17 protein-coding genes, 2 pseudogenes and 1 other annotated feature are annotated in these 20988 nt (G+C 37.9%); all 19 genes and pseudogenes read left to right on the forward strand.

Annotated features, from left to right (window positions below; genetic code table 11):
• Positions 1-352 (forward strand): annotated as a pseudogene (locus BLP58_RS04060) (IS982-like element ISLh1 family transposase); the annotation flags it as partial.
• Positions 353-429: 77 nt separating this feature from the next.
• Positions 430-1005, forward strand: a complete 576-nt coding sequence (locus BLP58_RS04065; RefSeq protein ID WP_013854254.1) for a phosphatase PAP2 family protein — start codon at positions 430-432, stop codon at positions 1003-1005.
• A 132-nt stretch (positions 1006-1137) separates the two neighbouring features.
• On the forward strand, positions 1138-2094 hold the full coding sequence (locus BLP58_RS04070) for a thymidylate synthase (protein ID WP_013854253.1): 957 nt from the start codon (positions 1138-1140) through the stop codon (positions 2092-2094).
• A gap of 10 nt (positions 2095-2104) precedes the next feature.
• Positions 2105-2611 carry a dihydrofolate reductase gene (locus tag BLP58_RS04075; protein ID WP_013854252.1) on the forward strand — a complete coding sequence of 169 codons (507 nt, stop codon included), beginning with the start codon at positions 2105-2107 and terminating at the stop codon, positions 2609-2611.
• 83 nt (positions 2612-2694) lie between these two features.
• Positions 2695-5112 (forward strand): cation-translocating P-type ATPase, encoded by a 2418-nt coding sequence (locus BLP58_RS04080; protein ID WP_013854251.1) that lies wholly within the window; start codon positions 2695-2697, stop codon positions 5110-5112.
• A gap of 62 nt (positions 5113-5174) precedes the next feature.
• Positions 5175-5414: a binding site (T-box leader), on the forward strand.
• Positions 5415-5462: 48 nt separating this feature from the next.
• Positions 5463-6323 (forward strand): MetQ/NlpA family ABC transporter substrate-binding protein, encoded by an 861-nt coding sequence (locus BLP58_RS04085; RefSeq protein ID WP_013854250.1) that lies wholly within the window; start codon positions 5463-5465, stop codon positions 6321-6323.
• 11 nt (positions 6324-6334) lie between these two features.
• Positions 6335-7396 (forward strand): methionine ABC transporter ATP-binding protein, encoded by a 1062-nt coding sequence (locus BLP58_RS04090; RefSeq protein ID WP_013854249.1) that lies wholly within the window; start codon positions 6335-6337, stop codon positions 7394-7396.
• On the forward strand, positions 7389-8090 hold the full coding sequence (locus BLP58_RS04095; RefSeq protein ID WP_013854248.1) for a methionine ABC transporter permease: 702 nt from the start codon (positions 7389-7391) through the stop codon (positions 8088-8090). The genes BLP58_RS04090 and BLP58_RS04095 overlap by 8 nt, the downstream gene beginning before the upstream one ends.
• Positions 8091-8275: 185 nt before the next feature.
• Positions 8276-9595: a conjugated bile salt MFS transporter gene (locus BLP58_RS04100; protein WP_013854247.1), complete on the forward strand. Its 1320-nt coding sequence runs from the start codon at positions 8276-8278 to the stop codon at positions 9593-9595.
• A gap of 51 nt (positions 9596-9646) precedes the next feature.
• Positions 9647-10507: an MFS transporter gene (locus tag BLP58_RS04105; RefSeq protein WP_013854246.1), complete on the forward strand. Its 861-nt coding sequence runs from the start codon at positions 9647-9649 to the stop codon at positions 10505-10507.
• 12 nt (positions 10508-10519) lie between these two features.
• Positions 10520-11287, forward strand: a pseudogene (locus tag BLP58_RS04110) (linear amide C-N hydrolase); the annotation flags it as partial.
• A 108-nt stretch (positions 11288-11395) separates the two neighbouring features.
• Positions 11396-12799: a class II fumarate hydratase gene (locus tag BLP58_RS04115; protein WP_013854245.1), complete on the forward strand. Its 1404-nt coding sequence runs from the start codon at positions 11396-11398 to the stop codon at positions 12797-12799.
• A 12-nt stretch (positions 12800-12811) separates the two neighbouring features.
• Positions 12812-14188 (forward strand): flavocytochrome c, encoded by a 1377-nt coding sequence (locus tag BLP58_RS04120; protein ID WP_013854244.1) that lies wholly within the window; start codon positions 12812-12814, stop codon positions 14186-14188.
• A 99-nt stretch (positions 14189-14287) separates the two neighbouring features.
• Positions 14288-15217: an L-lactate dehydrogenase gene (locus BLP58_RS04125; RefSeq protein ID WP_013854243.1), complete on the forward strand. Its 930-nt coding sequence runs from the start codon at positions 14288-14290 to the stop codon at positions 15215-15217.
• 159 nt (positions 15218-15376) lie between these two features.
• Positions 15377-15997, forward strand: a complete 621-nt coding sequence (locus BLP58_RS04130) for a mucin-binding protein (protein WP_013854242.1) — start codon at positions 15377-15379, stop codon at positions 15995-15997.
• Complete coding sequence (locus BLP58_RS04135) at positions 15945-17123, forward strand: mucin-binding protein (RefSeq protein ID WP_025084115.1); 1179 nt, start codon at positions 15945-15947, stop codon at positions 17121-17123. The genes BLP58_RS04130 and BLP58_RS04135 overlap by 53 nt, the downstream gene beginning before the upstream one ends.
• Positions 17124-17235: 112 nt before the next feature.
• Complete coding sequence (locus tag BLP58_RS04140; RefSeq protein ID WP_013854240.1) at positions 17236-18552, forward strand: C1 family peptidase; 1317 nt, start codon at positions 17236-17238, stop codon at positions 18550-18552.
• A gap of 248 nt (positions 18553-18800) precedes the next feature.
• Positions 18801-19499: an RraA family protein gene (locus BLP58_RS04145; RefSeq protein WP_013854239.1), complete on the forward strand. Its 699-nt coding sequence runs from the start codon at positions 18801-18803 to the stop codon at positions 19497-19499.
• An 18-nt stretch (positions 19500-19517) separates the two neighbouring features.
• Positions 19518-20987, forward strand: coding sequence for a DASS family sodium-coupled anion symporter (locus tag BLP58_RS04150; RefSeq protein ID WP_013854238.1), 1470 nt, complete (start codon positions 19518-19520; stop codon positions 20985-20987).
• The last annotated feature ends 1 nt before the right edge of the window (position 20988 follow it).

Raw genomic sequence — 20988 nt, forward strand, 5'->3', positions numbered from 1 at the left:
AAAAGCATCAGTTCATGATGCCAGGGAGACAGTTGAACTGATGGAAAATACCCATCCATCTAATTACTATCTTCTTGGCGACGAAGGCTATTTAGGCAAAGAACTGCATCAACAGCTAAAACAAATGGGTTATGAACTTTGGACACCATATCGTAAAAATATGACAGGAGCTAAAAAGCACAATGATCATCAATTGATGGCTATTCGCAGAACAATTGAAAGCGACTTTTCGCTTCTGACCTATTACAATGCCGAGAACAATCGAGCACGTAGTCTGATAGGCTTTCAAAGCCGGTTAGAAATTGCAATTTTAGCTTATAATTTGGCTTATTGTCTAGAACGATTTAACTAGCACCACGCGTATTATTTATACTATTCTGGTTACAATAGAAGTTACAAATAATAATCGGTGAGGAAATATTGGTGTTAATGGATAGATATCTTGTATTGCTGTTATCAGCTGCAATTTTGTTATTACTCATTTTTAATATAAAAACCTCGCGTCGCTTTAATATGTGGGATCACTGGCTGCACCACCAATTGGTAAAAAAGCATGATGGTTATAGTTGGCAAGTAATTGCTTTTATTAATGATCCCAAGCTCATGGTTGTGTGGGACGTATTATTAGCTGGTATTTTGTTGAATCAGGAACGTGACCTGACTGCTCTGTGGGTGTTGGGAACGTTAGGTTTTGCTGACTTATCAGGAATTGTCTTAAAAAAGATGATCCGTAGAAAGCGCCCTTTTTTGCATTCCAAAATGGAAACTGGTTATAGCTTTCCCAGCGGTCATGTATTGGGTGCGACTACAATGGGCCTAATCTTATTGCAGCTATTTGCTAAAGAGTTCGGTGTTGGCTTTATTATTAGTGTTATTGCTTTATGGGTAATGGTAATTATTTCTCGGCTGAGCTTAAAGGCTCATTATCCTTCAGATGTGATTGGCGCGACTAGTTTAGCGATTGTTTGTTTTAGCATTTCACAACAATTATTTTTAGCAATCTAAACTAATAAAAAATGATTTGATTCATCTTTTTTTATTTTTTGCTTAAAACACTAAATATTGGTATTTGCATTATCAAACATACAAGATATGTGCTATCGTAATTAAAAATGTATTTTTGAAAGGTGTATAAAAATGGCAATTCTTGAACAACCTTATTTAGATCTTTTGCAGAAAATCATGACTGAAGGCCATGATAAGAGTGACCGAACAGGTACAGGAACTAGAAGTTATTTTGGAGCTCAGATGCGTTTTGATTTATCTCAAGGTTTTCCACTCCTAACTACAAAGAAGGTGCCTTTTGGCTTAATTAAAAGTGAATTATTGTGGTTTCTGCGTGGTGATACCAATATCCGCTTTTTGTTAGAACATTATAATCATATTTGGGATGAATGGGCTTTTAAAAATTGGGTAACCAGCGCTGAATATGATGGCCCTGACATGACTAACTTTGGCTTAAGAAGTCAAAGCGATCCGGATTTTAATCAAGTTTATCAAACCGAGATGAAAAAATTTGATGAACGAATTTTAAGTGATAAAGATTTTGCTCAAAAATATGGCAATCTTGGCGATGTCTATGGCGCACAATGGCGACACTGGGAAAAGCGCGACGGCGGCTTTATTGATCAAATTGCTAACGTAATCAAACAGATTAGGGAATCGCCTGATTCGCGGCGCATGATCGTGACAGCTTGGAACCCAGAAGATGTGCCAACTAGCGCATTGCCACCATGTCATGTAATGTTTCAGTTTTACGTAGTTGATGGCAAGATTAGCGTGCAGCTTTATCAAAGAAGTGGCGATATGTTCTTAGGCGTACCTTTTAATATTGCTTCATATGCGCTTTTACTGAGTATGATTGCTAGAGAAACAGGACTTGAAGTAGGAGAATTTGTTCATACTTTAGGGGATGCTCATATTTATCGCAACCACTTTAATCAGGTAAAAGAATTGCTCAGCCGACAGCCCTATGATTCACCTAAATTGTGGCTGAATCCTGAGAAAAAGCGGATTGAGGATTTTGAAATGCAAGATATCAAAGTAATCGATTACCAACATCATGGCACGATTAAGGCGCCTGTTGCCGTATAAAGGAAAAGTTATGATTGAATATGTGTGGGCAGAAGATGAAAAACATCAGATTGGGCTAAATGGGCATTTACCCTGGCATTTACCAGCTGATTTACGCCATTTTAAAGAAAAAACGATTGGGCATCCCATAATTATGGGCAGAAAAACTTTCATGAGTTTGCCAAAATTATTACCTCAAAGAAAGCATATTGTTTTGACTAGTAGTCAGGAACTTAGGCAAAAGTATCAGCATAATAAACAAGTGCTGATTTTATCTTCTTTAGCTGAGATCAATGACTATATACAAAAGCACAAGCAAGAAAAAATGTGTGTCATCGGTGGCGCATCAGTTTTTAAGGCTCTGATAGATCAGGTAGATATTTTGGAAAAAACGGCGATTGAAGCAGTTTTTGAAGCTGATACTAAGATGCCGGCGATAGATTATGATCAATTCGCTTTGCTTAATAAAGAACATCATGTTTCGGATAGCAAGAATAAATACCCATATACTTTTTTAACTTATCAAAGGAAATCTTGAAAAGAAGCCCGCTAAAATTGCGAGCTTTTTTGATTATTAGGTATAATAGTGTCACGAGAGAAAATATTTACTGGGTAATAAAAATGAACGAAGAAAAAACTAACTTAGAAACAGGTTTGACTTCTGTGGAAGTTGAACACAGAATTCAAGCAGGAGAAGTAAATAAAGCGGTTGATGACCAATTTAAGACGAATAAGCAGATTATTCGTGAGAACTTATTTACTTACTTCAACTTAATCTTTTTGGTACTCTCAATTTTATTGGTAGTTGTGGGAGCTTATAAGGATTTGACTTTTTTACCGGTAATTATTTTGAATACTGTTATCGGAATTGTGCAAGAAATTCGTGCTAAGAAGATTTTGAGTAAATTAAACGTAATGAATACCACAGATATTATGGCATTACGTGATGGGCAGGAAGTCAAAATATCAATTGAAAACCTAGTTAAGGATGATATCGTCTTGCTTAAAACAGGTGATCAGATTCCAGCTGATGGTCATGTGATAAAAGGCAATATTCGAGTAAATGAGTCGCTATTAACCGGTGAAGCAGACGAAATCACTAAAGGAATTGGTGATGAGTTGATGTCAGGCTCTTTTGTTGTTTCTGGTACAGCTTACATGCAGCTGGAAAAAGTAGGTAAAGAAAGTTATATTTCTAAACTAACGATTAAGGCTAAAGCAATGGGTAGTAGTGAGCAATCCGAGATGGTGCGCTCGATTAACAAGTTGATCAAATGGGTCGGCATTATCATTATTCCGTTGGGAATTGCATTGTTTTCAATGAGTTTCTTTATTAATAAGATGTCGCTCTATCGTAGTATTGTGTCGATGGAAGCAGCAATTATCGGAATGATCCCAGAAGGGCTGTATTTGTTAACTACGATTGCTTTAGCACTTGCGGTAGTTCGGCTGGCACGCAATCAAGTAATGCTGCATGATATGAAGAGCGTGGAAACTTTGGCTAGAGTCAATGTCCTTTGCGTGGATAAAACTGGTACAATTACCGAACCTAAGATGAGCGTTGAAAAAGCTATTCCTTCGAAGAACTATAAAGGCAATTTGAATAAGATTATTGGTGATTTCGCGCAAAATATGCCGGCGGATAACGCCACGATGAAGGCTGTACATGAATTCTTTACAGAAAACAATGACAAGAAAGCCAACGGTATTCTGCCGTTTACTTCCGTAAATAAATATAGTGGTGTCATTTTTGATGATCATACTTTACTGATTGGTGCACCAGAAATGGTTCTGCGTGATCAATTTGATGAGTATCAGGCTGAGTTTGAACATTATGCGGCTACGGGCTACCGAGTATTAATTGTAGCAAATTATCCAGGTGTGTTAACCGAAAATGATTCAGCTTTAGTAAAACCGGTTGAGGTGTATGGTTATATTCTATTAACAAATCCAATTAGAAAGGAAGCTAAGGCAACATTTGAATATTTTGCTAAACAGGGCGTAGAAATCAAGGTGATTTCTGGTGATAATCCGGTCACTGTTTCTAGAGTTGCGCAGCAAGCTGGAATTAAAAATTCAGATAGATATATCGATGCGCAAGAAATTCCTGAAGATGGTTATGAAGAGGCAATGCAAAAGTATAGCGTTTTTGGCCGAGTGAAGCCTGAGCAAAAACGTAAATTTGTTAAAGCATTGCAAAATCAGGGCAATACAGTCGCTATGACTGGTGATGGTGTAAATGATATCTTAGCTATGAAAAAAGCTGATTGCTCAATTGCTATCGCTTCAGGCAATAGTGCGGCAGTTCAGGCATCACAAGTGGTTTTGCTAGATTCAAACTTTGCTAGGATGCCTAAAGTAGTTAATGAGGGCCGCAGGGTAGTTAATAATATTCAACGTTCAGCAAGCTTATTTTTAGTGAAGAATATTTTCTCATTCTTGATGGCAATCTTTTCATTGATCATGGTAATTAATTATCCATTACAGCCATCACAGATTACTTTAATTTCGGCTTTTACAATTGGACTACCTTCATTCCTGCTTGCTTTAGAGAGCAACAAGAACAGAATTCGCGGTCAATTTATTCCCAATATTTTGTCACAAGCAATTCCTGGTGGGGTCACTGATATGCTAGCAGTAAGTATTTTGGTAGTAGCTGGAGGCTATTTTCAACTAGATCATAATAATGTAGGTACTACGGCAACGTTATTGCTAATTGCAGTAGGAATGATGGTGTTATATCACATTTCTGCTCCGCTTAATCGTTTTCGTTTACTGGTAATGATTGGCTCTTTTGTGGGACTGGTTCTAGCAATTATTTTCTTGCATAATTTGTTCTCGATGTCGATGATTACTGATAAGGCGCTCTTTATCTTAGCAGTCTTGTTCTGTGCGGCAACGACAATTTTCCGTTGGCTATCTAGAATCTTGGATGGAATTCGCGAAGTATTTATTGTTTTTGACCAAAAAGGGAAGAATATGACATTTGGCGATTTTCATGAGGCCTATAAACGCGGCAGAGAAAATATAATTGAATAAAAATGAAAAAAGTTATTGACTAGATTAAAAGATAATGATAGTCTATTTATAACAAATCAAAATTTAGTATCTTGAAAAGCTGAGTAACTAGAATCTTATTTTTAAAGAGAGCTAACAAAGTGGTGAAAGTTAGCAAATAAGAACTAGTGAATATGGGCTTGGAATGATATCTGGTAGTGATAGTTAGCTATCAGCGGAGTTGCATCCGTTAGTAGTGCAGACTATTTTTTTGATAGTCAGTAAGATTTATCATGTGAATGATAAATGAATTAAAGGTGGTAACGCGAGCATTCGCCCTTTGGGGGTGGATGCTCTTTTTATTTTCATTGATAAATTAGGAGTTGAGTTTTATGAGAAAACGTAGACGAAGAAATACAATTATTTTGTCAATTATCGGAATTTTAATTCTGATTGCAGGCTGGTTTAGTTTTGGACCTGGTCTTAATATCAATAATCAAGCGCAGAATAAGACAGTTGTAGTAGGTGTAGTTTCACAAAGCAAACAAGATGCGGCTATTTGGAAGAGTGTAGCCAAAACTGCCAAAGAAGATTATGGGATCACTATTAAAATCAAAAATTTTACTGATTATAACCAACCCAATAAGGCTTTAAAATCTGGTGATGTGGATTTAAATGCTTTTCAACATTATGCCTTCTTAAAAGCTTGGAACAAATCTAATGGTGGTGGCGTAGTTCCTATTGGGAGAACTTATATTGCACCAATTCGCTTATATTCTAAGAAATATAAGAAACTGGCTGATTTGCCAGATGGAGCAACGATTGCCATTCCTAATGATGCTACTAATGAATCAAGAGCTTTATTTGTATTAAAGAATGCCGGCTTAATCAATTTAAGAAAGGGCAAGGCGTTAGTTACTGTTGCTGATATTACGAAGAATCCACATAACTTTAAATTGAAAGAGGTTGGCGCAGAACAAACTGGCCGGGTGATCAACTCCGTTGATGCGTCAGTAGTCAACAATGACTATGCTGGACCTGCTGGCTTAGGTGATAAGCAAACTATTTACATTGAGCCAGTCAACAAAGATTCTAAGCAATGGATTAACATCATTTGTGCTAAGAAGGGTCAAGCAAATAACAAGCTTTACCAAGACGTAGTAAAAGCTTACCAAACCAAGAAGACAAAGCAATTAACTAAACATTTTTATGGCAATTCACAGATTGCTGCTTGGGATATCAAGATTAAGTAGGAGGGGTAAGGATGAGTATTATTCAATTAGATCATATTAATGTAGATTTCCCGCAAAAAAAGGGGAAAGTTGTGCAGGCTGTTCATGATGTAAGCTTACATGTTGAAAAGAGCGATATTTACGGCGTAGTTGGCTTTTCTGGTGCTGGTAAGTCAACCTTAGTTAGAACCATCAATCTCTTGCAGCACCCTACTGCAGGCGATATTAAAGTCAATGATGTTGATTTTGTTAAAAATGGTAAGCAGGTAATTTCAACTAAGCAATTACAGCTAGAGCGTAGAAAAATCGGCATGATTTTCCAGGGTTTTAATTTATTAAATGAAACAACGGTTTTAGAAAATGTAGCTTTTGCTTTAAAGCATGCTAAATTATCTGATGATGAATTAGAAAAAAGATCCTTGGAGCTGCTTGACTTGGTTGATTTGAAAGATAAAGCAAACTTTTATCCAGTTGAACTCTCAGGTGGGCAGCAACAACGAGTAGCAATTGCGCGAGCTTTAGCCAATCATCCAGATATTTTAATTTCGGATGAGGCAACTAGTGCGTTGGACCCACAAAACACCCAGCAAATCTTAGATCTGCTAAAAAGCTTGAATAAAAAATTAGGCTTAACGGTTGTCTTAATCACGCACGAGATGGACGCTGTAAAGAAGATCTGTAATAAAGTTGCAGTGATGGAACACGGCAAGATGATTGAAAATGGCAATTTGAGACAAGTCTTTTTGCATCCAAAGAAGGAATTGACTAAACGATTTGTAGGTGGAAGTCTTGAAGCAATTCAAACTTTAGATGCCTTGAATCTAGGCAAGCTGACTGAAAATGAAGAAGTTTATCAGTTGGTCTACAGCATCGCCAACGTAACTAAATCGATTATTATTGAACTTTATCAGCAAATTGGCGTCGAAGTTTCAATGTTGTATGGCAACGTGGAGTTGTTAAACGGTGAAGCAATTGGTACTTTGGTGGTATTGGTAAAAGGTGATGCAGAAAAGCAGGAACGAGCTAGAGAATTCCTGAAAAAGCAAAATGTTACTTTAACTAGATTGGATGAAAAGGGGAATTTAGATGATTAGTTGGTTTGCAAAAGTTTGTCCAAATGTAGTTCAGTTAGGCTGGGGTGGAGATGCCGGCTGGGGAACTAGTATTTTTCAAACATTATTCATGACTTTTTGGGCTACAATCTTCGGTGGCATTCTGGGAATCATCTTTGGCGTTTTGCTAGTAGTGACTAAAGATGATGGCATTCGTCCCAATAAGTTCTGGTACAATGTCTGCGATAAGATCGTTTCCATTTTTAGAGCCATTCCATTCGTAATTTTGCTGGCCTTTGTAGCACCAGTTACGCAAAAGATTGTTGGTACCCAAATTGGGATAAAGGCAGCATTAGTTCCGTTGACTTTGGGCGTTTTCCCATTTTATGCTAGGCAAGTGCAGGTTGCTTTAGAAAGCGTAGACACAGGTAAGGTCGAAGCAGCACAAAGTTTGGGTGCAACAGTATCAGATATTATCTTTGATGTTTATTTGCGTGAATCACGTTCAGAACTAATTAGAGTTTCCACAGTAACAATTATTTCGCTGATCGGTTTGACTGCAATGGCTGGTGCGATTGGTGCTGGTGGCTTAGGTAATACTGCAATTTCATATGGTTATAATCGTTTTAATAATGACGTAACATTGGCAGCAACAATTTTAGTTATTGTTTTAATTTTTATTGTACAAATAGTAGGTGACTTCTTTGCTAAGAAGATGAATCATCAAAATAGATAGGAAAATGCATCTCTTAATGTAGGAGGTGCGTTTTTTTATTTTAGGTAGCTTATGCTAGGAGTATGTGAAATAAGCGTACTTTTAGCATTTTATTTTTAAATAATAAGTCGTTTTATTTGTTATTTTTAGATTAAGCATAGTATTGGTCTTGAAAGCGATTAAAAAGTGAGAGAGGAGAGATTAAAATGGATGAAAAACTGGCGCTTGCCCAAAAGCCAGTTAGCAAAGGCTATAGATATTTTATGGTTTTCCTATGTATGCTAACGCAAGCAGTGCCATATGGAATAGCTCAATTGATTCAGCCATTATTTGTGCATCCATTAGTTAATACATTTCATTTTACATTAGCTTCATATACTTTGATTTTTACTTTTGGTGCAGTTGTCGGGTCACTGGTATCACCATTAGTTGGTAAAGCATTGCCAAAAGTTAATTTTAAAATTATGTATCTAATCGGTATTGTTCTATCGGCTGGAGCATATGGGATTTTCGGACTTAGTACAAAATTGCCTGGCTTTTACCTGGCTGGCATCATTTGTATGGTTGGTTCGACTTTTTATTCAGGTCAAGGTGTTCCTTGGGTAATTAACCACTGGTTTCCAGATGAAGGCCGTGGTGTTGCATTAGGGCTTGCCTTTTGTGGTGGTTCTGTTGGTGAGATTTTCTTACAGCCAATTACTCAAGCAATTTTAAAGAGCTTTATGGTTGGCGGTGCTAAAACAGGACATCTAACTTCAATGATGCCATTCTTTATTTTTAGCATTGCACTGCTAGTTATTGGTGTAATTATCGCGCTGTTCATTCGCGTTCCTAAAAGTAATGAAATTGTTTCTAGTGCAATTGATAAAAAAGATAGAGCCACTAAAGCTCAAACTAACCAGGATTTTCAAGGCTGGTCTAGTAAAGAGGTCTTGAAAATGAAGTGGTTCTGGATTTTTAGTATTGGTTTTCTGATTTTTGGCCTAGGCATGGCCTCTTTGAATGAAGATTATGCGGCCTTTTTGGATACCAAAATGTCTTTAACACAAGTAGGATTAATTGGTTCCGTCTTTGGCATGGCCGGAATTGTCGGTAATATCTCTGGCGGTTATCTATTTGATCGTCTTGGAGTAGCTAAAGCAATGACCTATGCTGGAGTAATGCTGGTAATCTCGATTTTGTTAATGTTGTTAATTAGCGTGCATCCTTACGGCGATTCCATGAATTCAGTTGCTGGGATTGGTTATGCTATCGCTAGTGGTTTATCGGTATTCAGTTACATGTCCGGGCCGGCTTTCATGACCAAGAGTCTCTTTGGCGCTAAAGCTCAGGGGGTAAATTTAGGTTATGTAAGTTTGACCTATGCAGTTGGCTTCGCCATCGGTGCACCGTTATTTGGCGTAATTAAGGGGATGACTAATTTCACAATTGCTTGGTGCTTTACGCTGATCTTTGTATCAGTTGGCTTCATTTTGTTGATTATTGCTGCACTAAGAATTAAGCGGTTGCAAAAGCAATTAATTTAATAAACATAAACAGAGTAAAAACAGATTTAGTAGAGAAAGAGGGACGTTAAAATGAGTAGGAATAATGTCGCTGTTGACCAGAAAAAGACAGTAAGCAATGGCTATAAATATTTTATGGTCTTTCTATGTATGCTGACCCAAGCAATTCCTTATGGGATTGCCCAAAATATTCAGCCGTTATTTGTTCATCCGCTCGTTAATACATTTCATTTTACACTGGCATCTTATACTTTGATCTTTACCTTTGGGGCCGTAGCTGCTTCAATTGCTTCACCATTTATTGGTAAAGCATTGGAAAAGGTTAACTACAAGATCATGTATTTGATTGGTATGGGTCTTTCGGCTTTAGCTTCTTTAAATGAAGACTATGCTGCCTTCCTAGATACGAAACTAACCTTAACTGATGTTGGTTTGATCGGCTCAATGTATGGTGTTGGTTGTTTAATTGGTAATGTATCTGGTGGTGTCTTGTTTGATAAATTCGGCACAGCTAAATCAATGACCTATGCAGCTTGCATGTACGTCTTATCAATCGCCATGCTGATTTTCGTTAGTCTGCAGCCTTATGGTGCCACTCAAAGCAGAGTAGCCGGTTATGCTTATGCGATCTTTTGTGGACTAGCAGTATTTAGCTACATGTCAGGTCCTGCCTTTATGGCAAAAGATTTGTTTGGCGCTAAAGAACAAGGGGTAATGCTAGGTTATGTTGGTTTAGCTTACGCAATTGGTTTTGCGATTGGTGCGCCATTATTCGGCATTATTAAGGGAATGTCTAGTTTTACCGTTGCCTGGTACTTCATGCTGGCCTTTGTAATTATCGGCTTTGCCCTTTTAATTGTGGCTGTTATTCAAATTAAGAAATATCAAAAGAAATATATTGCTGAGCAAGCTGCAAAAGGCGCTAACGCCTGAGGAGGAAAGACTATGTGTACAGGATTAAGATTTACAGATGATCAAGGTAATCTATACTTTGGTCGCAACTTAGATGTAGCACAGGATTATGGTGAAAAAGTTATTATTACCCCTAGAAACTATCCTTTGCCGTATAAGTTTTTGCAGGATACGAAGACTAAAAAAGCTGTTATTGGGATGGGAATCGTTGTTGACGGCTATCCATCATATTTTGACTGCTATAACGAAGACGGTTTAGGAATTGCCGGTTTGAATTTCCCTCACTTTGCGCAATTTAGCTCAGGCCCAGTTGAAGGGAAGACCAACCTGGCTTCTTATGAAATCATGCTCTGGGTAACCGAAAACTTTTCAACCGTTGAGGAAGTTAAAAAAGCTTTGAAGAATTTAAACTTAGTCAACGAAGCAATTAATTCTTCATTTCCAGTTGCTCCGCTTCATTGGATCATTAGTGACCAAAATGAAGCAATTGTGGTAGAAGACTCAAAACAATATGGTTTGAAAGTCTTTGAAGATAAGTTAGGTGTTTTAACTAATAGTCCTGATTTCAATTGGCATTTGACCAATTTAGGCAATTACACTGGCTTAAATGTTCATGATGCCAGTGTTGAAAATTGAAATGGTCAAACTGTGACACCTTTGGGCGTTGGCACTGGCAGCTTAGGTCTACCTGGTGATAGTATTCCTGCCGACCGTTTTGTTAAGGCAGCATACCTCAATGCTAACTATCCAGTAGTAACTGGTGAAAAAGCTAATGTCGCTAAGTTTTTTAATATTTTAAAATGTAACCGCATTATCTTAATTTTATTGAAAAAGAAAGCTCTTACAGGTATTATAAAAGGTGATTGAAAATTAATGAAAACCTTATATCACTTAATAAGGAGGAAAATTATGAGCGAAGAAGAATATCGTATTGAGAGTGACACTATTGGTCCCGTTAAGATTCCTAAAGATGCATTATGGGGTCCTCAAACTGAGAGAAGTCGCAATAACTTCCCGAGTGGTGAAAGAATGCCACTGCAAATCATTCGTGCTTTTTTACACTTAAAGAAAGCAGCCGCTGAATCAAACGTTGAAGTAGGGGATGAGTCTAGAGAAAAAGGTGAAGCAATTGAAGATGCTATTGATCATCTTTTAAAGTTGAACGATACAGACTTGCGTAAAGACTTTCCACTTCATGTTTTGCAAACTGGTTCAGGTACGCAAAGCAACATGAATGTCAACGAGGTTGTTGCTAATTTAGCTAATAAATTGCATCATGGCTTAGAAATTTTACCAAACGATGATGTTAACCGTGGTCAATCATCTAATGATACTTATCCAACAGCTATGAATATTGTTGCAGTGGAAGTATTAGACAAGCTTGAGCCAGCTATTCAGCACTTAATCGATGAATTAGTGATCAAAGAGAAAAAGTACTGGAAGACTGTGAAAGTAGGACGTACTCACCTTCAAGATGCAACGCCTTTGACTTTTGGGCAAGAAGTTTCTGGTTACATTTCAGCTTTAAAGCATGATCTAGCATATATTCAAGAATTGAAGCCGACTCTTTATGAACTGGCTATCGGCGGCACCGCAGTTGGTACTGGTTTGAATGCTGCACCAGGTATGACTGAAAAAATTGCTGGCAAATTGTCCGAAGTTTATGGTCATGAATTTAAGGTTAAGACCAACAAGTTCTGGGGCTTAGCTCACCACTCTGGCCTTGACGTGATGCACGGTGCTCTCAAGACTTTAGCTGCTGATATGTTTAAGATTGCCCAAGACATTCGTTTGCTTGCTTCTGGTCCTCGTGCTGGTTACCATGAATTAAATATTCCGGCTAATGAGCCAGGCTCAAGTATCATGCCAGGTAAGGTTAACCCAACCCAGGCTGAAGCTGTAACAATGGCTGCCGCTAAAGTCTTTGGTAATGATACTACAATTACCTTTGCCTGCTCACAGGGTAACTTTGAAATGAATGTCTTCAAGACTGTTTTAATTGCTGCCTTCCTTGATTCATGTAACATTTTGACGGGGACGATTACCGGCTTTGCCGACAAGATGATTCATGGCTTGACTGTCAACGATGAACGCATGGATGAATTATTGGAGAATTCATTGATGACAGTTACTGCTTTGTCACCACACATTGGCTATCATGCTGCGGCCAAGATCGCTCAAGCTGCAGATAAAGAAGGTACGACCTTGAAAGAAGCTGCCTTAAAGAGTGGTAAAGTGACAGAAGAACAATACGATGAGTGGATGGACTACATGAAGATGACTAACGTTGATAAGTCCACTCCAGAAGAATAATAGGGAGAAAATATGCCTAATAACGAAGAATTAAAGAAAAAATATGATGCAGTTATCATCGGTTCTGGTGGTACTGGTTTAACTGCTGCATTGCAAGCACGTGAACTCGGTTTAAATGTAGTTGTTTTAGAGAAAAATGGTAAAACTGGTGGCAATACCAATCGAGCTTCTAGTGGGATGAACGCTTCAGAATCACTAGTTCAACTGAATGAAGGGATTATTGACAACAACCGCGATTTCTATGAAGAAACTTTAAAAGGTGGCGGTTTGTTAAATGACCGTGCCATGCTTAAGTATTTTGTGCGCCATTCAGCAATCGCCATTAGCTGGCTGATGAAATATGGCGTTCGGTTGACTGATTTAACTATTACTGGAGGGATGAGCAGAAAGAGAGCTCACCGTCCTGGCTCCATGGAACCAGTTGGCTTTTATTTGACTTCGCGTTTGACCACGCAAGTTAAAAAGCAAGGCGTTAATATTTTTACCAACGCTAGAGTAACTAAGCTTTTACAGGATAGTAAGGGCAAGGTTAATGGCGTGGTTGTAGACACCGATGACGGTGAGAAGACCATTAAGGCTCAAGCGGTCTTATTAGCAACTGGTGGTTTTGGTGCTTCAAAAGAAATTATCAAGAAGTATCGACCGGATTTAGTTGACTACAAGACGACTAATCAACCAGGCGCTACTGGTGATGGCTTGAAATTGGCTAAAAACGTTGGAGCACAACTAATGCAAATGAACTTTATTCAGGTGCACCCAACCGCTAATACCGACAATCCTCACGTTTACTTAATTGGTGAAGGTCTGCGTGGTGAAGGTGCCATCTTGGTCAACAAGAGCGGCCAACGTTTTGTCAATGAATTAAGCACGCGAAAGATTGTATCTGATGCAATTACTTCATTACACGAAGATGGCGCATATTTGATCTTTGATTCTGGTGTACGTGGTCACTTCGCTGCGGTAGAATTTTATGATCATATTGGATTGGTTAGGCATGGCGATAATTTAGCTGATTTGGCTAAAGAAATTGGTGTTGATCCGGCAAACTTGGAGACAACTGTGGCTGACTGGAATAAGGCAATTGAGAGTCATAAGGATAAAGAGTTTGGTCGAACAACTGGGATGGATCGTGCCATTGATCGTGGTCCATACTATGCTATTCATATTCATCCAGCTATTCATTACACGATGGGTGGTATCCATATTAATACTGAAACCCAAGTCTTGGATACTAATGGTAATGTAATTAAAGGATTGTATGCGGCTGGTGAAGTTTCTGGTGGACTTCACGGTAATAACCGAATTGGTGGTAACTCAATTGCTGAAACAGTTATTTTCGGTCGTCAAGCCGGTATTCAAATGGCTAAGTTTGTTCGTGAAAACAAGTAGGATGCTGATGATCAAATAAATAGTGTCTAATGTAAGCGCTTAGTGTATAATGATCATGTAAATAAACAGTTAATAACTTTGAAAGGACTAATATAACTTATGAGTAGAAAAGTATTTCTTGTTGGTGATGGTGCTGTAGGTTCAACTTTTGCAAATGATTTATTGCAAAATGCTACTGTTGATGAATTAGCAATTTTTGATGTTGCTAAGGATCGTCCAGTTGGTGACTCAATGGATTTAGAAGATATTACTCCATTTATGGGTCAAACTGATATCCACCCAGCTGAATACAGCGATGCTAAGGATGCAGATGTATGTGTAATTACTGCTGGTGTGCCAAGAAAACCAGGTGAAACTAGATTAGACTTAGTTGCTAAGAATGTTAAAATCTTGAAGAGCATTGTTCAACCAGTAGTTGAATCAGGCTTTAAGGGTGTCTTTGTTGTTTCAGTTAACCCAGTAGATATTTTAACCACCTTAACTCAGAAATTATCAGGCTTCCCTAAGAGTCGCGTAATTGGTACTGGTACTTCACTTGATTCAATGCGTTTACGGGTTGAACTTGCTAAGAGATTAAATGTGCCAGTTGCTAAGGTTAACTCCATGGTTTTGGGTGAACATGGTGATACTAGTTTTGAAAACTTTGACGAATCCATTGTTGATGGTAAGCCATTACGTGACTACTCAGAGATTAACGATGATGTTTTAAGTGAAATCGAAACTGACGTCCGTAAGAAGGGTGGCAAGATCATTGGCAACAAGGGTGCAACTTTCTATGGTGTTGCAATGATGCTTACTCAAATCGTGAGTGCTATTTTAAACAACCGTTCAATCTGCTTACCATTATCAGCTCCAATTAATGGCGAATATGGTATTAAGCATGATCTTTACTTAGGTACTCCAGCCGTAATTAATGGTCAAGGAATTGAACAAGTTATTGAAACTAAGATTTCTGATGCTGAACAAGCTAAAATGACCAACTCAGCTGATAAGATGCAAGAAGTCTTAGATGGAATTAAATTAGATTAATAAAAAGCTCCTCACCAAGCTAATTGATTAGAGGTTGGAATTAGGATTAGGTGATTTTTGATCACTTAATCTTTTTTCTTTTCTAATGGCTTATTCCGGCTGAACTTGGCTTATAATGATAATTAAGTATAGAAAATTTAGGATGGTTGAAGAATAAGTATGTCTCTGTTTAAAAAAGAAAGAAACAAAGCAATAGTTAACTTTATAGATATAGATAATGGATCTGCTCAACTAGCTAGCTCAGGCGAGTTGAATGGAGAAGCAGGGCAAAGGATTGTATATGATAGTCAAGCTCAAATTAATAGCTTAGAGCAGCAAGGATATGTATTAGAGAAAAATAATTTTAATCCAAATGGAGAAACGCCATTTTTTGGAAAGCAAACAGAATATGTAATTTCTTTTAAGCATCAGAAAATAGCAATTACTCATCCTGATGAGAAATCAGGTATTACGTCAGCTGATTTGAAGAAAGTTGGACAACAGATTGTGCACTATGATGGTGCTGCTAATCGAACACCACAAGATAGCGTTAATCAAGTTGTTTTTAGGCGGACAGTGCTAGTTGATCGAGTAACTGGACAAAAGAAGATGCAGCCTTGGCAGCCTGCTGAGCAAAATTTCTTGATGGTTTCTACACCTGAAATTCCCGGATATATTGCTCAACATGCTTATGTTGGCGGTGAAAGCGTTACGCCATTAGACTGCAACCGTAATTATGAGGTAACCTATGAGATTAATCATGCACCCTCAAGCAATCAGCAAAAAGTTGAAATTAAATGAGATTAAATATGTTGATCTAAGTAATGATAATGAAGAAATTACTACCGATACACTAGTAGGCGAGCCGAATGCCGTAGTTAATTATGATCCCCAGGAAACGGTTGCTAAGTTAAAGCAGCAAGGATATCTATTGATCAATAATGGTTATAATCCTAATCAAGAAATTCAATTTTTTAGTAATAATGACGATTATGTTCCTACTTTTATTATGACCATGAAGCGTTCGGTTGTTCTGGTTGATGCAGATCATCCTACCAAACTTATTCCTAAAAGAGAGTATGCTAAGCAGATTCAACTGATTGTTAGCTATAGTGGTGCTGGTGAGTTGACCCCACCTGACAATATTCAAACAATTAATTTAACTAGAAAACTTCAGATTAATGAAGCTAGTGGTGAGATTATTAAATCTAGTCCTTGGCAAGCTGACCAAGAAAAGTTTAATGATGTTCAGGTCCCATTAATTCCGGGCTTTCATGCCGATAAAAACAAGATTGCGGGGATGAAAAGCAAGATCTCTATCGAAAAAGTAGTGAAGTATCAAGCTAATGGTAGAATTATCCCAATTGATGCAGAAGGCAATGAAATTCCTAATGCCAAGCAACCAATTTATAAGACTGACGGATATGATCCTACCAAAGTAGAAGCTGGTATTATCTTGCCTGTAATTAAGGACTACAGTTGCGATTTAGTAACTATTACTCCAAAGGATCCCGCCAAAAATACTAAGGTAGTTTATCAACCAGTGAAACAAGATGATAATGTACTGGTAATTAAAGTAGGCCAGCAAAAGGCGAAAAAAACTAATACAAAGAAGAAAGCAAAAGTTGAGCCTAAATCTCAACCTCAAACTAGAACAAAGTCTCAGAAAAAGCCGATCCAGATGGCAGTGGTCAATTTTATTGATTTGGATCAAAATGGTAGGCAGTTAACATCTTCTGGTATCTTGAAAGGTTATGCTGGCAGCAGCATTAACGCTTTATATAGTACTAAAATACCACTTAAAATTATTAAACAGGCAGGTTATCATATTGTCTTTAACAATTTTGACATCCCAGATACGGTGCAAAAATTTGGTGATCAGCCATCAATCGTCCAGATTTTTACCATTGGCCTAAGTCGAAAATAAACTAAAAGAGTGAATGAGTTTTCACTCTTTTTTGGTTGCAGAGCAAATCAAAACACTGTATGATTAAGATATTAATAAAAAATTAAAGAGATTAATAAAATCGAGGTAAAATATGACAGTTATTTCAGAGCAAGAATTAGCTGAATTTTCAGCTAATTTCAATTCTAATAAGAAGAATGAGGTGGCTTCTCGTGCCGCTCGTCGTAGTGGTCTGCTTGAAGCATCATTTAATGACCGTGTATCAGAACGCTTGAACCATGTATTTTCAACTGAGCTTGATATTGGTGGCGTTACTGATCAAAAGCATTCTGGACGTTGTTGGGAGTTTACTACGTTGAATGTTTTGCGTCATTATTTTGGTAAGGAGAACAAAGTTAAGAATTTCACTTTTTCACAAGCTTATAATTTCTTCTGGGACAAGATTGAACGTGCTAATGCTTTTTATGATGCGATTATTCGCTTAGCAGATCATCCTTTGACAGATCGTCATGTTCGAGCTTGGCTAGAATTTGCTGGTGAAGATGGTGGTCTTTGGACAATGGCTATTAATTTGGTTAAAAAGTATGGCGTAGTGCCTTCATATGCAATGCCAGAGAGTTTTAATACCAACAATACTACTGCTTTAGCTGAAAATCTTGCTCGCAAGGAACGAAAAGATGCTCTTGTTTTACGTAAATTGGTTAATGAAGGCAAGCAGGATGAAGCTGAAAAAACTAAGAAACAATTCTTAAATGAAGTTTACCGAATGGTAGCTGTAGCTCTGGGAGAACCACCTAAGAAATTTGATTTGGAATACCGTGATGATGATAAAAAATATCATTTAGAACGCGATTTAACGCCACAAGCTTTTGTACAAAAATACTTTAAAGATTTTAATTTTGACGATTATGTAGCTTTGTCTAATATTCCTAATCATGAATATAACAAGGTCTACCATTTGCCACTTTATGATAATGTCGCTGGTGGCGATCAAGTAAAATATTTAAATGTGCCAAGTGAATATCTAGCTCAAGCTGCTGTGGCTCAACTTAAGTCAGGTGAAGCAGTCAGCTTTGGTAACGATGTGTTAAAGCAAATGGAGAGAAAGACAGGTTTTCTGGATACTGATTTGTATAAGACTGATCAGTTATTTGATGTTGATACGCAGATGAGCAAGGCAGATCGTTTGAATACTGGTGAAGGTTTTGCCACGCACGATATGACCTTAGTTGGTGTTGATGAAGATAATGGTCATATTCGTAAATGGAAGGTAGAAAATTCCTGGGGTGACAAGTTTGGTCACAAGGGCTTCTATGAAATGAGCCAGGCTTGGTTTGAACAATACGTCTATGATGTAATTGTAAAGAAAGAATTTTTACCAAAGGAATTACAAAAGTTGGTTGATCAACCAGCAATCGATGTAATGCCTTGGGATAATTTTGGTGAATAATAAATAACCTCTATATGAAGTTAAGGGATCTAGCAAAAAAGGCTAGATCCTTTTTTGTTGGAAAAATAAAACTTAAAATTATCAAAAATAGCCTATAAATTTAAATAATTTAAAATTTGTAACCGCTTAACGCCTTGATAAGTGTATAATATTAATTGTGAGTTGAAACAATTTTGAAGTTAAAAATTGTTTTAACAAAGTAGAGGATAACTGTCTTGAATCAAAAACAAGAAGGGGAGAAATATTCTATGCCTGTAGGAAAGAGAATCTATCTAGAGCGACAGATGCCTGATCCGCAAATTGTCGCGGGATTTAAGGGGATACCTGCGTCGAATACAGCTGATTGTATGGAACGTAACTGTGCAATGAATCCACGTATCAAGTTGATGTCTAATCCCGATGAAGAAATGGTGGGACCTGCATTTACTGTTCATACTAGAGCCGGTGATAATCTAGCTATTTATGCTGCATTAAGATATTGTCAGCCTGGGGATGTGATTGTGATTGACGATGAGGGCGATAATACCAGATCCTTAATTGGTGAAGTAATGATGTCATATTTGCGTGATCAAAAGAAGATCGCTGGAATTGTGATTGATGGCCCGATTCGTGACATTGATAATTTACAACATTGGAAGTTACCAATTTATGCAACGGGTACTACACCAGGTGGTCCATACAAGGAAGGGCCTGGTGAGTTGAATGTACCAGTCGCTTGTGGGAATGTGAGCGTTAATCCAGGCGATGTGATTTTAGGCGATCCGGATGGCATTATCTGTATTCCGCGTCAAGATGCACCGTCAATTTTGCCTAAGGCACAAGCCTTTCATCGACAAGATGATGCTAAAGCGATTGCTTTTAGCAAGGGTGAAGTTGATCTTAGTTGGGTTGATCATTCGTTGAAAGATAAAGGCTTTGATATTATTGACGATGTTTATCGGCCATAGGGAAGCAGGGGAAAACTTATGAAAGCTTTAGAGAAAGTAAATTATAAAGGCTTTATTTGGCCTTTGATTGTCGGAATTGTGCTGTGGTGCATTACACCATGGCGTCCTAGTGGTTTAACGCCGCAAGCTTGGCAAATGTTTGCCATCTTTGTTGCGACGATTGTGGGCTGTATTACTAAGCCATTACCAATTGGTGGTACAACCTTGACTGGGCTAGTAGTGACTGTCTTAGTTGGCTTGGCTCCAATGAAGGACGTGACTAATGCTAAGGGTATGGTAGTTAACCAAGGCGTGCTTAGTTCGTTTGGTAATTCTGCAGCTTGGCTAATTGCGATGGCCTTTATTATGGCTCACGGAATCAGTAAAACTGGTTTAGGTAATCGCATTGCTTATATTATGATTCAAAAATTTGGTAAGAAGTCATTAGGTATTGGCTATGCAATTACTGGTTTGGAATTAGTTTTAGGTGCTTTGATTCCGTCTAACTCTGCTCGTACTGGTGGGGTTGTTTGGCCTGTAGTTCAATCAGTATCTAAGGAAGGATATGATTCTAAGCCTGATGAGGCATCACGTAAAAAGATTGGTGCTTATATTGACTTTACAGCTTTTCATGCCAATATTTTGTCGACGGCTTTATTCATTACTGGTGCTGCGCCTAACATGGTTGCTCAACAATTAGCTGCTCAAAAAGGATATCAAATGTCTTGGGCCGGTTGGTTCTTTACTGCAATTGTGCCTGTAGCTGTGGGTGCAATTATCGTGCCTTGGGTAATTTATAAAATGTATCCACCAGAAATCAAGGAAACTCCTGATGCTAAGAAATGGGCTGATGCTAAATTGCAAGCAATGGGTCCAATGTCTGTACCAGAAAAGATTATGTCAGCTGTCTTTGCATTGTCTATTGTGCTTTGGGTTTTATCTGGTTTCTTCAAGATTCCACAATTAGATGCGACTTTTGTTGCCTTCTTAGCTGTCACTATTTTAATGGTAACTGGCGTTTTAACTATGCAAGATGCCTTGAAAGAAACCGGTGCTTGGAACATTTTGATTTGGCTTTCAATTCTGATGTTTATGGCTGGTAAATTGATTTCATACGGCTTCATTGATTGGTTCTCCAAACTTGTACAAAGTGATTTACGTGGTGTTAGCTGGGGCTTTGTATTAGCGATCTTGGTCTTGCTTTTATTCTATACTCACTACTTCTTTGCTAGTGGTACCGCTCATATGACTGCACTTTACTTGTCATTCTTGTCTGTTGCTGTTGCAACTGGGGCTCCTTTAGGTCTTTCTGCGATGCTGTTGGCCTTCACGGGTGCCTTCAACGCTTCAACTACTCATTATGCTAATGGCCCTGCTTCAATTTTGGCTACGACCGGTTATGTCAAGCAAGGCGAATGGTGGAAGATGAACTTTGTTTTAGGTTTGATCTATCTAGTTATCTTTGGTGTGATTGGTACTCTTTGGATGAAAGTAATCGGTGTTTGGTAAA

The organism is Lactobacillus kefiranofaciens (assembly GCF_900103655.1).
Classification (GTDB): Bacteria; Bacillota; Bacilli; order Lactobacillales; family Lactobacillaceae; genus Lactobacillus; species Lactobacillus kefiranofaciens.

What these genes read in the sequence shown, in the direction of transcription:
- BLP58_RS04065 (WP_013854254.1), top strand. Translation starts at nt 430, where the DNA reads ATGGATAGATATCTTGTATTGCTGTTATCAGCTGCAATTTTGTTATTA.
- BLP58_RS04070 (WP_013854253.1), top strand. Translation starts at nt 1,138, where the DNA reads ATGGCAATTCTTGAACAACCTTATTTAGATCTTTTGCAGAAAATCATG.
- BLP58_RS04075 (WP_013854252.1), top strand. Translation starts at nt 2,105, where the DNA reads ATGATTGAATATGTGTGGGCAGAAGATGAAAAACATCAGATTGGGCTA.
- BLP58_RS04080 (WP_013854251.1), top strand. Translation starts at nt 2,695, where the DNA reads ATGAACGAAGAAAAAACTAACTTAGAAACAGGTTTGACTTCTGTGGAA.
- BLP58_RS04085 (WP_013854250.1), top strand. Translation starts at nt 5,463, where the DNA reads ATGAGAAAACGTAGACGAAGAAATACAATTATTTTGTCAATTATCGGA.
- BLP58_RS04090 (WP_013854249.1), top strand. Translation starts at nt 6,335, where the DNA reads ATGAGTATTATTCAATTAGATCATATTAATGTAGATTTCCCGCAAAAA.
- BLP58_RS04095 (WP_013854248.1), top strand. Translation starts at nt 7,389, where the DNA reads ATGATTAGTTGGTTTGCAAAAGTTTGTCCAAATGTAGTTCAGTTAGGC.
- BLP58_RS04100 (WP_013854247.1), top strand. Translation starts at nt 8,276, where the DNA reads ATGGATGAAAAACTGGCGCTTGCCCAAAAGCCAGTTAGCAAAGGCTAT.
- BLP58_RS04105 (WP_013854246.1), top strand. Translation starts at nt 9,647, where the DNA reads ATGAGTAGGAATAATGTCGCTGTTGACCAGAAAAAGACAGTAAGCAAT.
- BLP58_RS04115 (WP_013854245.1), top strand. Translation starts at nt 11,396, where the DNA reads ATGAGCGAAGAAGAATATCGTATTGAGAGTGACACTATTGGTCCCGTT.
- BLP58_RS04120 (WP_013854244.1), top strand. Translation starts at nt 12,812, where the DNA reads ATGCCTAATAACGAAGAATTAAAGAAAAAATATGATGCAGTTATCATC.
- BLP58_RS04125 (WP_013854243.1), top strand. Translation starts at nt 14,288, where the DNA reads ATGAGTAGAAAAGTATTTCTTGTTGGTGATGGTGCTGTAGGTTCAACT.
- BLP58_RS04130 (WP_013854242.1), top strand. Translation starts at nt 15,377, where the DNA reads ATGTCTCTGTTTAAAAAAGAAAGAAACAAAGCAATAGTTAACTTTATA.
- BLP58_RS04135 (WP_025084115.1), top strand. Translation starts at nt 15,945, where the DNA reads ATGAGATTAATCATGCACCCTCAAGCAATCAGCAAAAAGTTGAAATTA.
- BLP58_RS04140 (WP_013854240.1), top strand. Translation starts at nt 17,236, where the DNA reads ATGACAGTTATTTCAGAGCAAGAATTAGCTGAATTTTCAGCTAATTTC.
- BLP58_RS04145 (WP_013854239.1), top strand. Translation starts at nt 18,801, where the DNA reads ATGCCTGTAGGAAAGAGAATCTATCTAGAGCGACAGATGCCTGATCCG.
- BLP58_RS04150 (WP_013854238.1), top strand. Translation starts at nt 19,518, where the DNA reads ATGAAAGCTTTAGAGAAAGTAAATTATAAAGGCTTTATTTGGCCTTTG.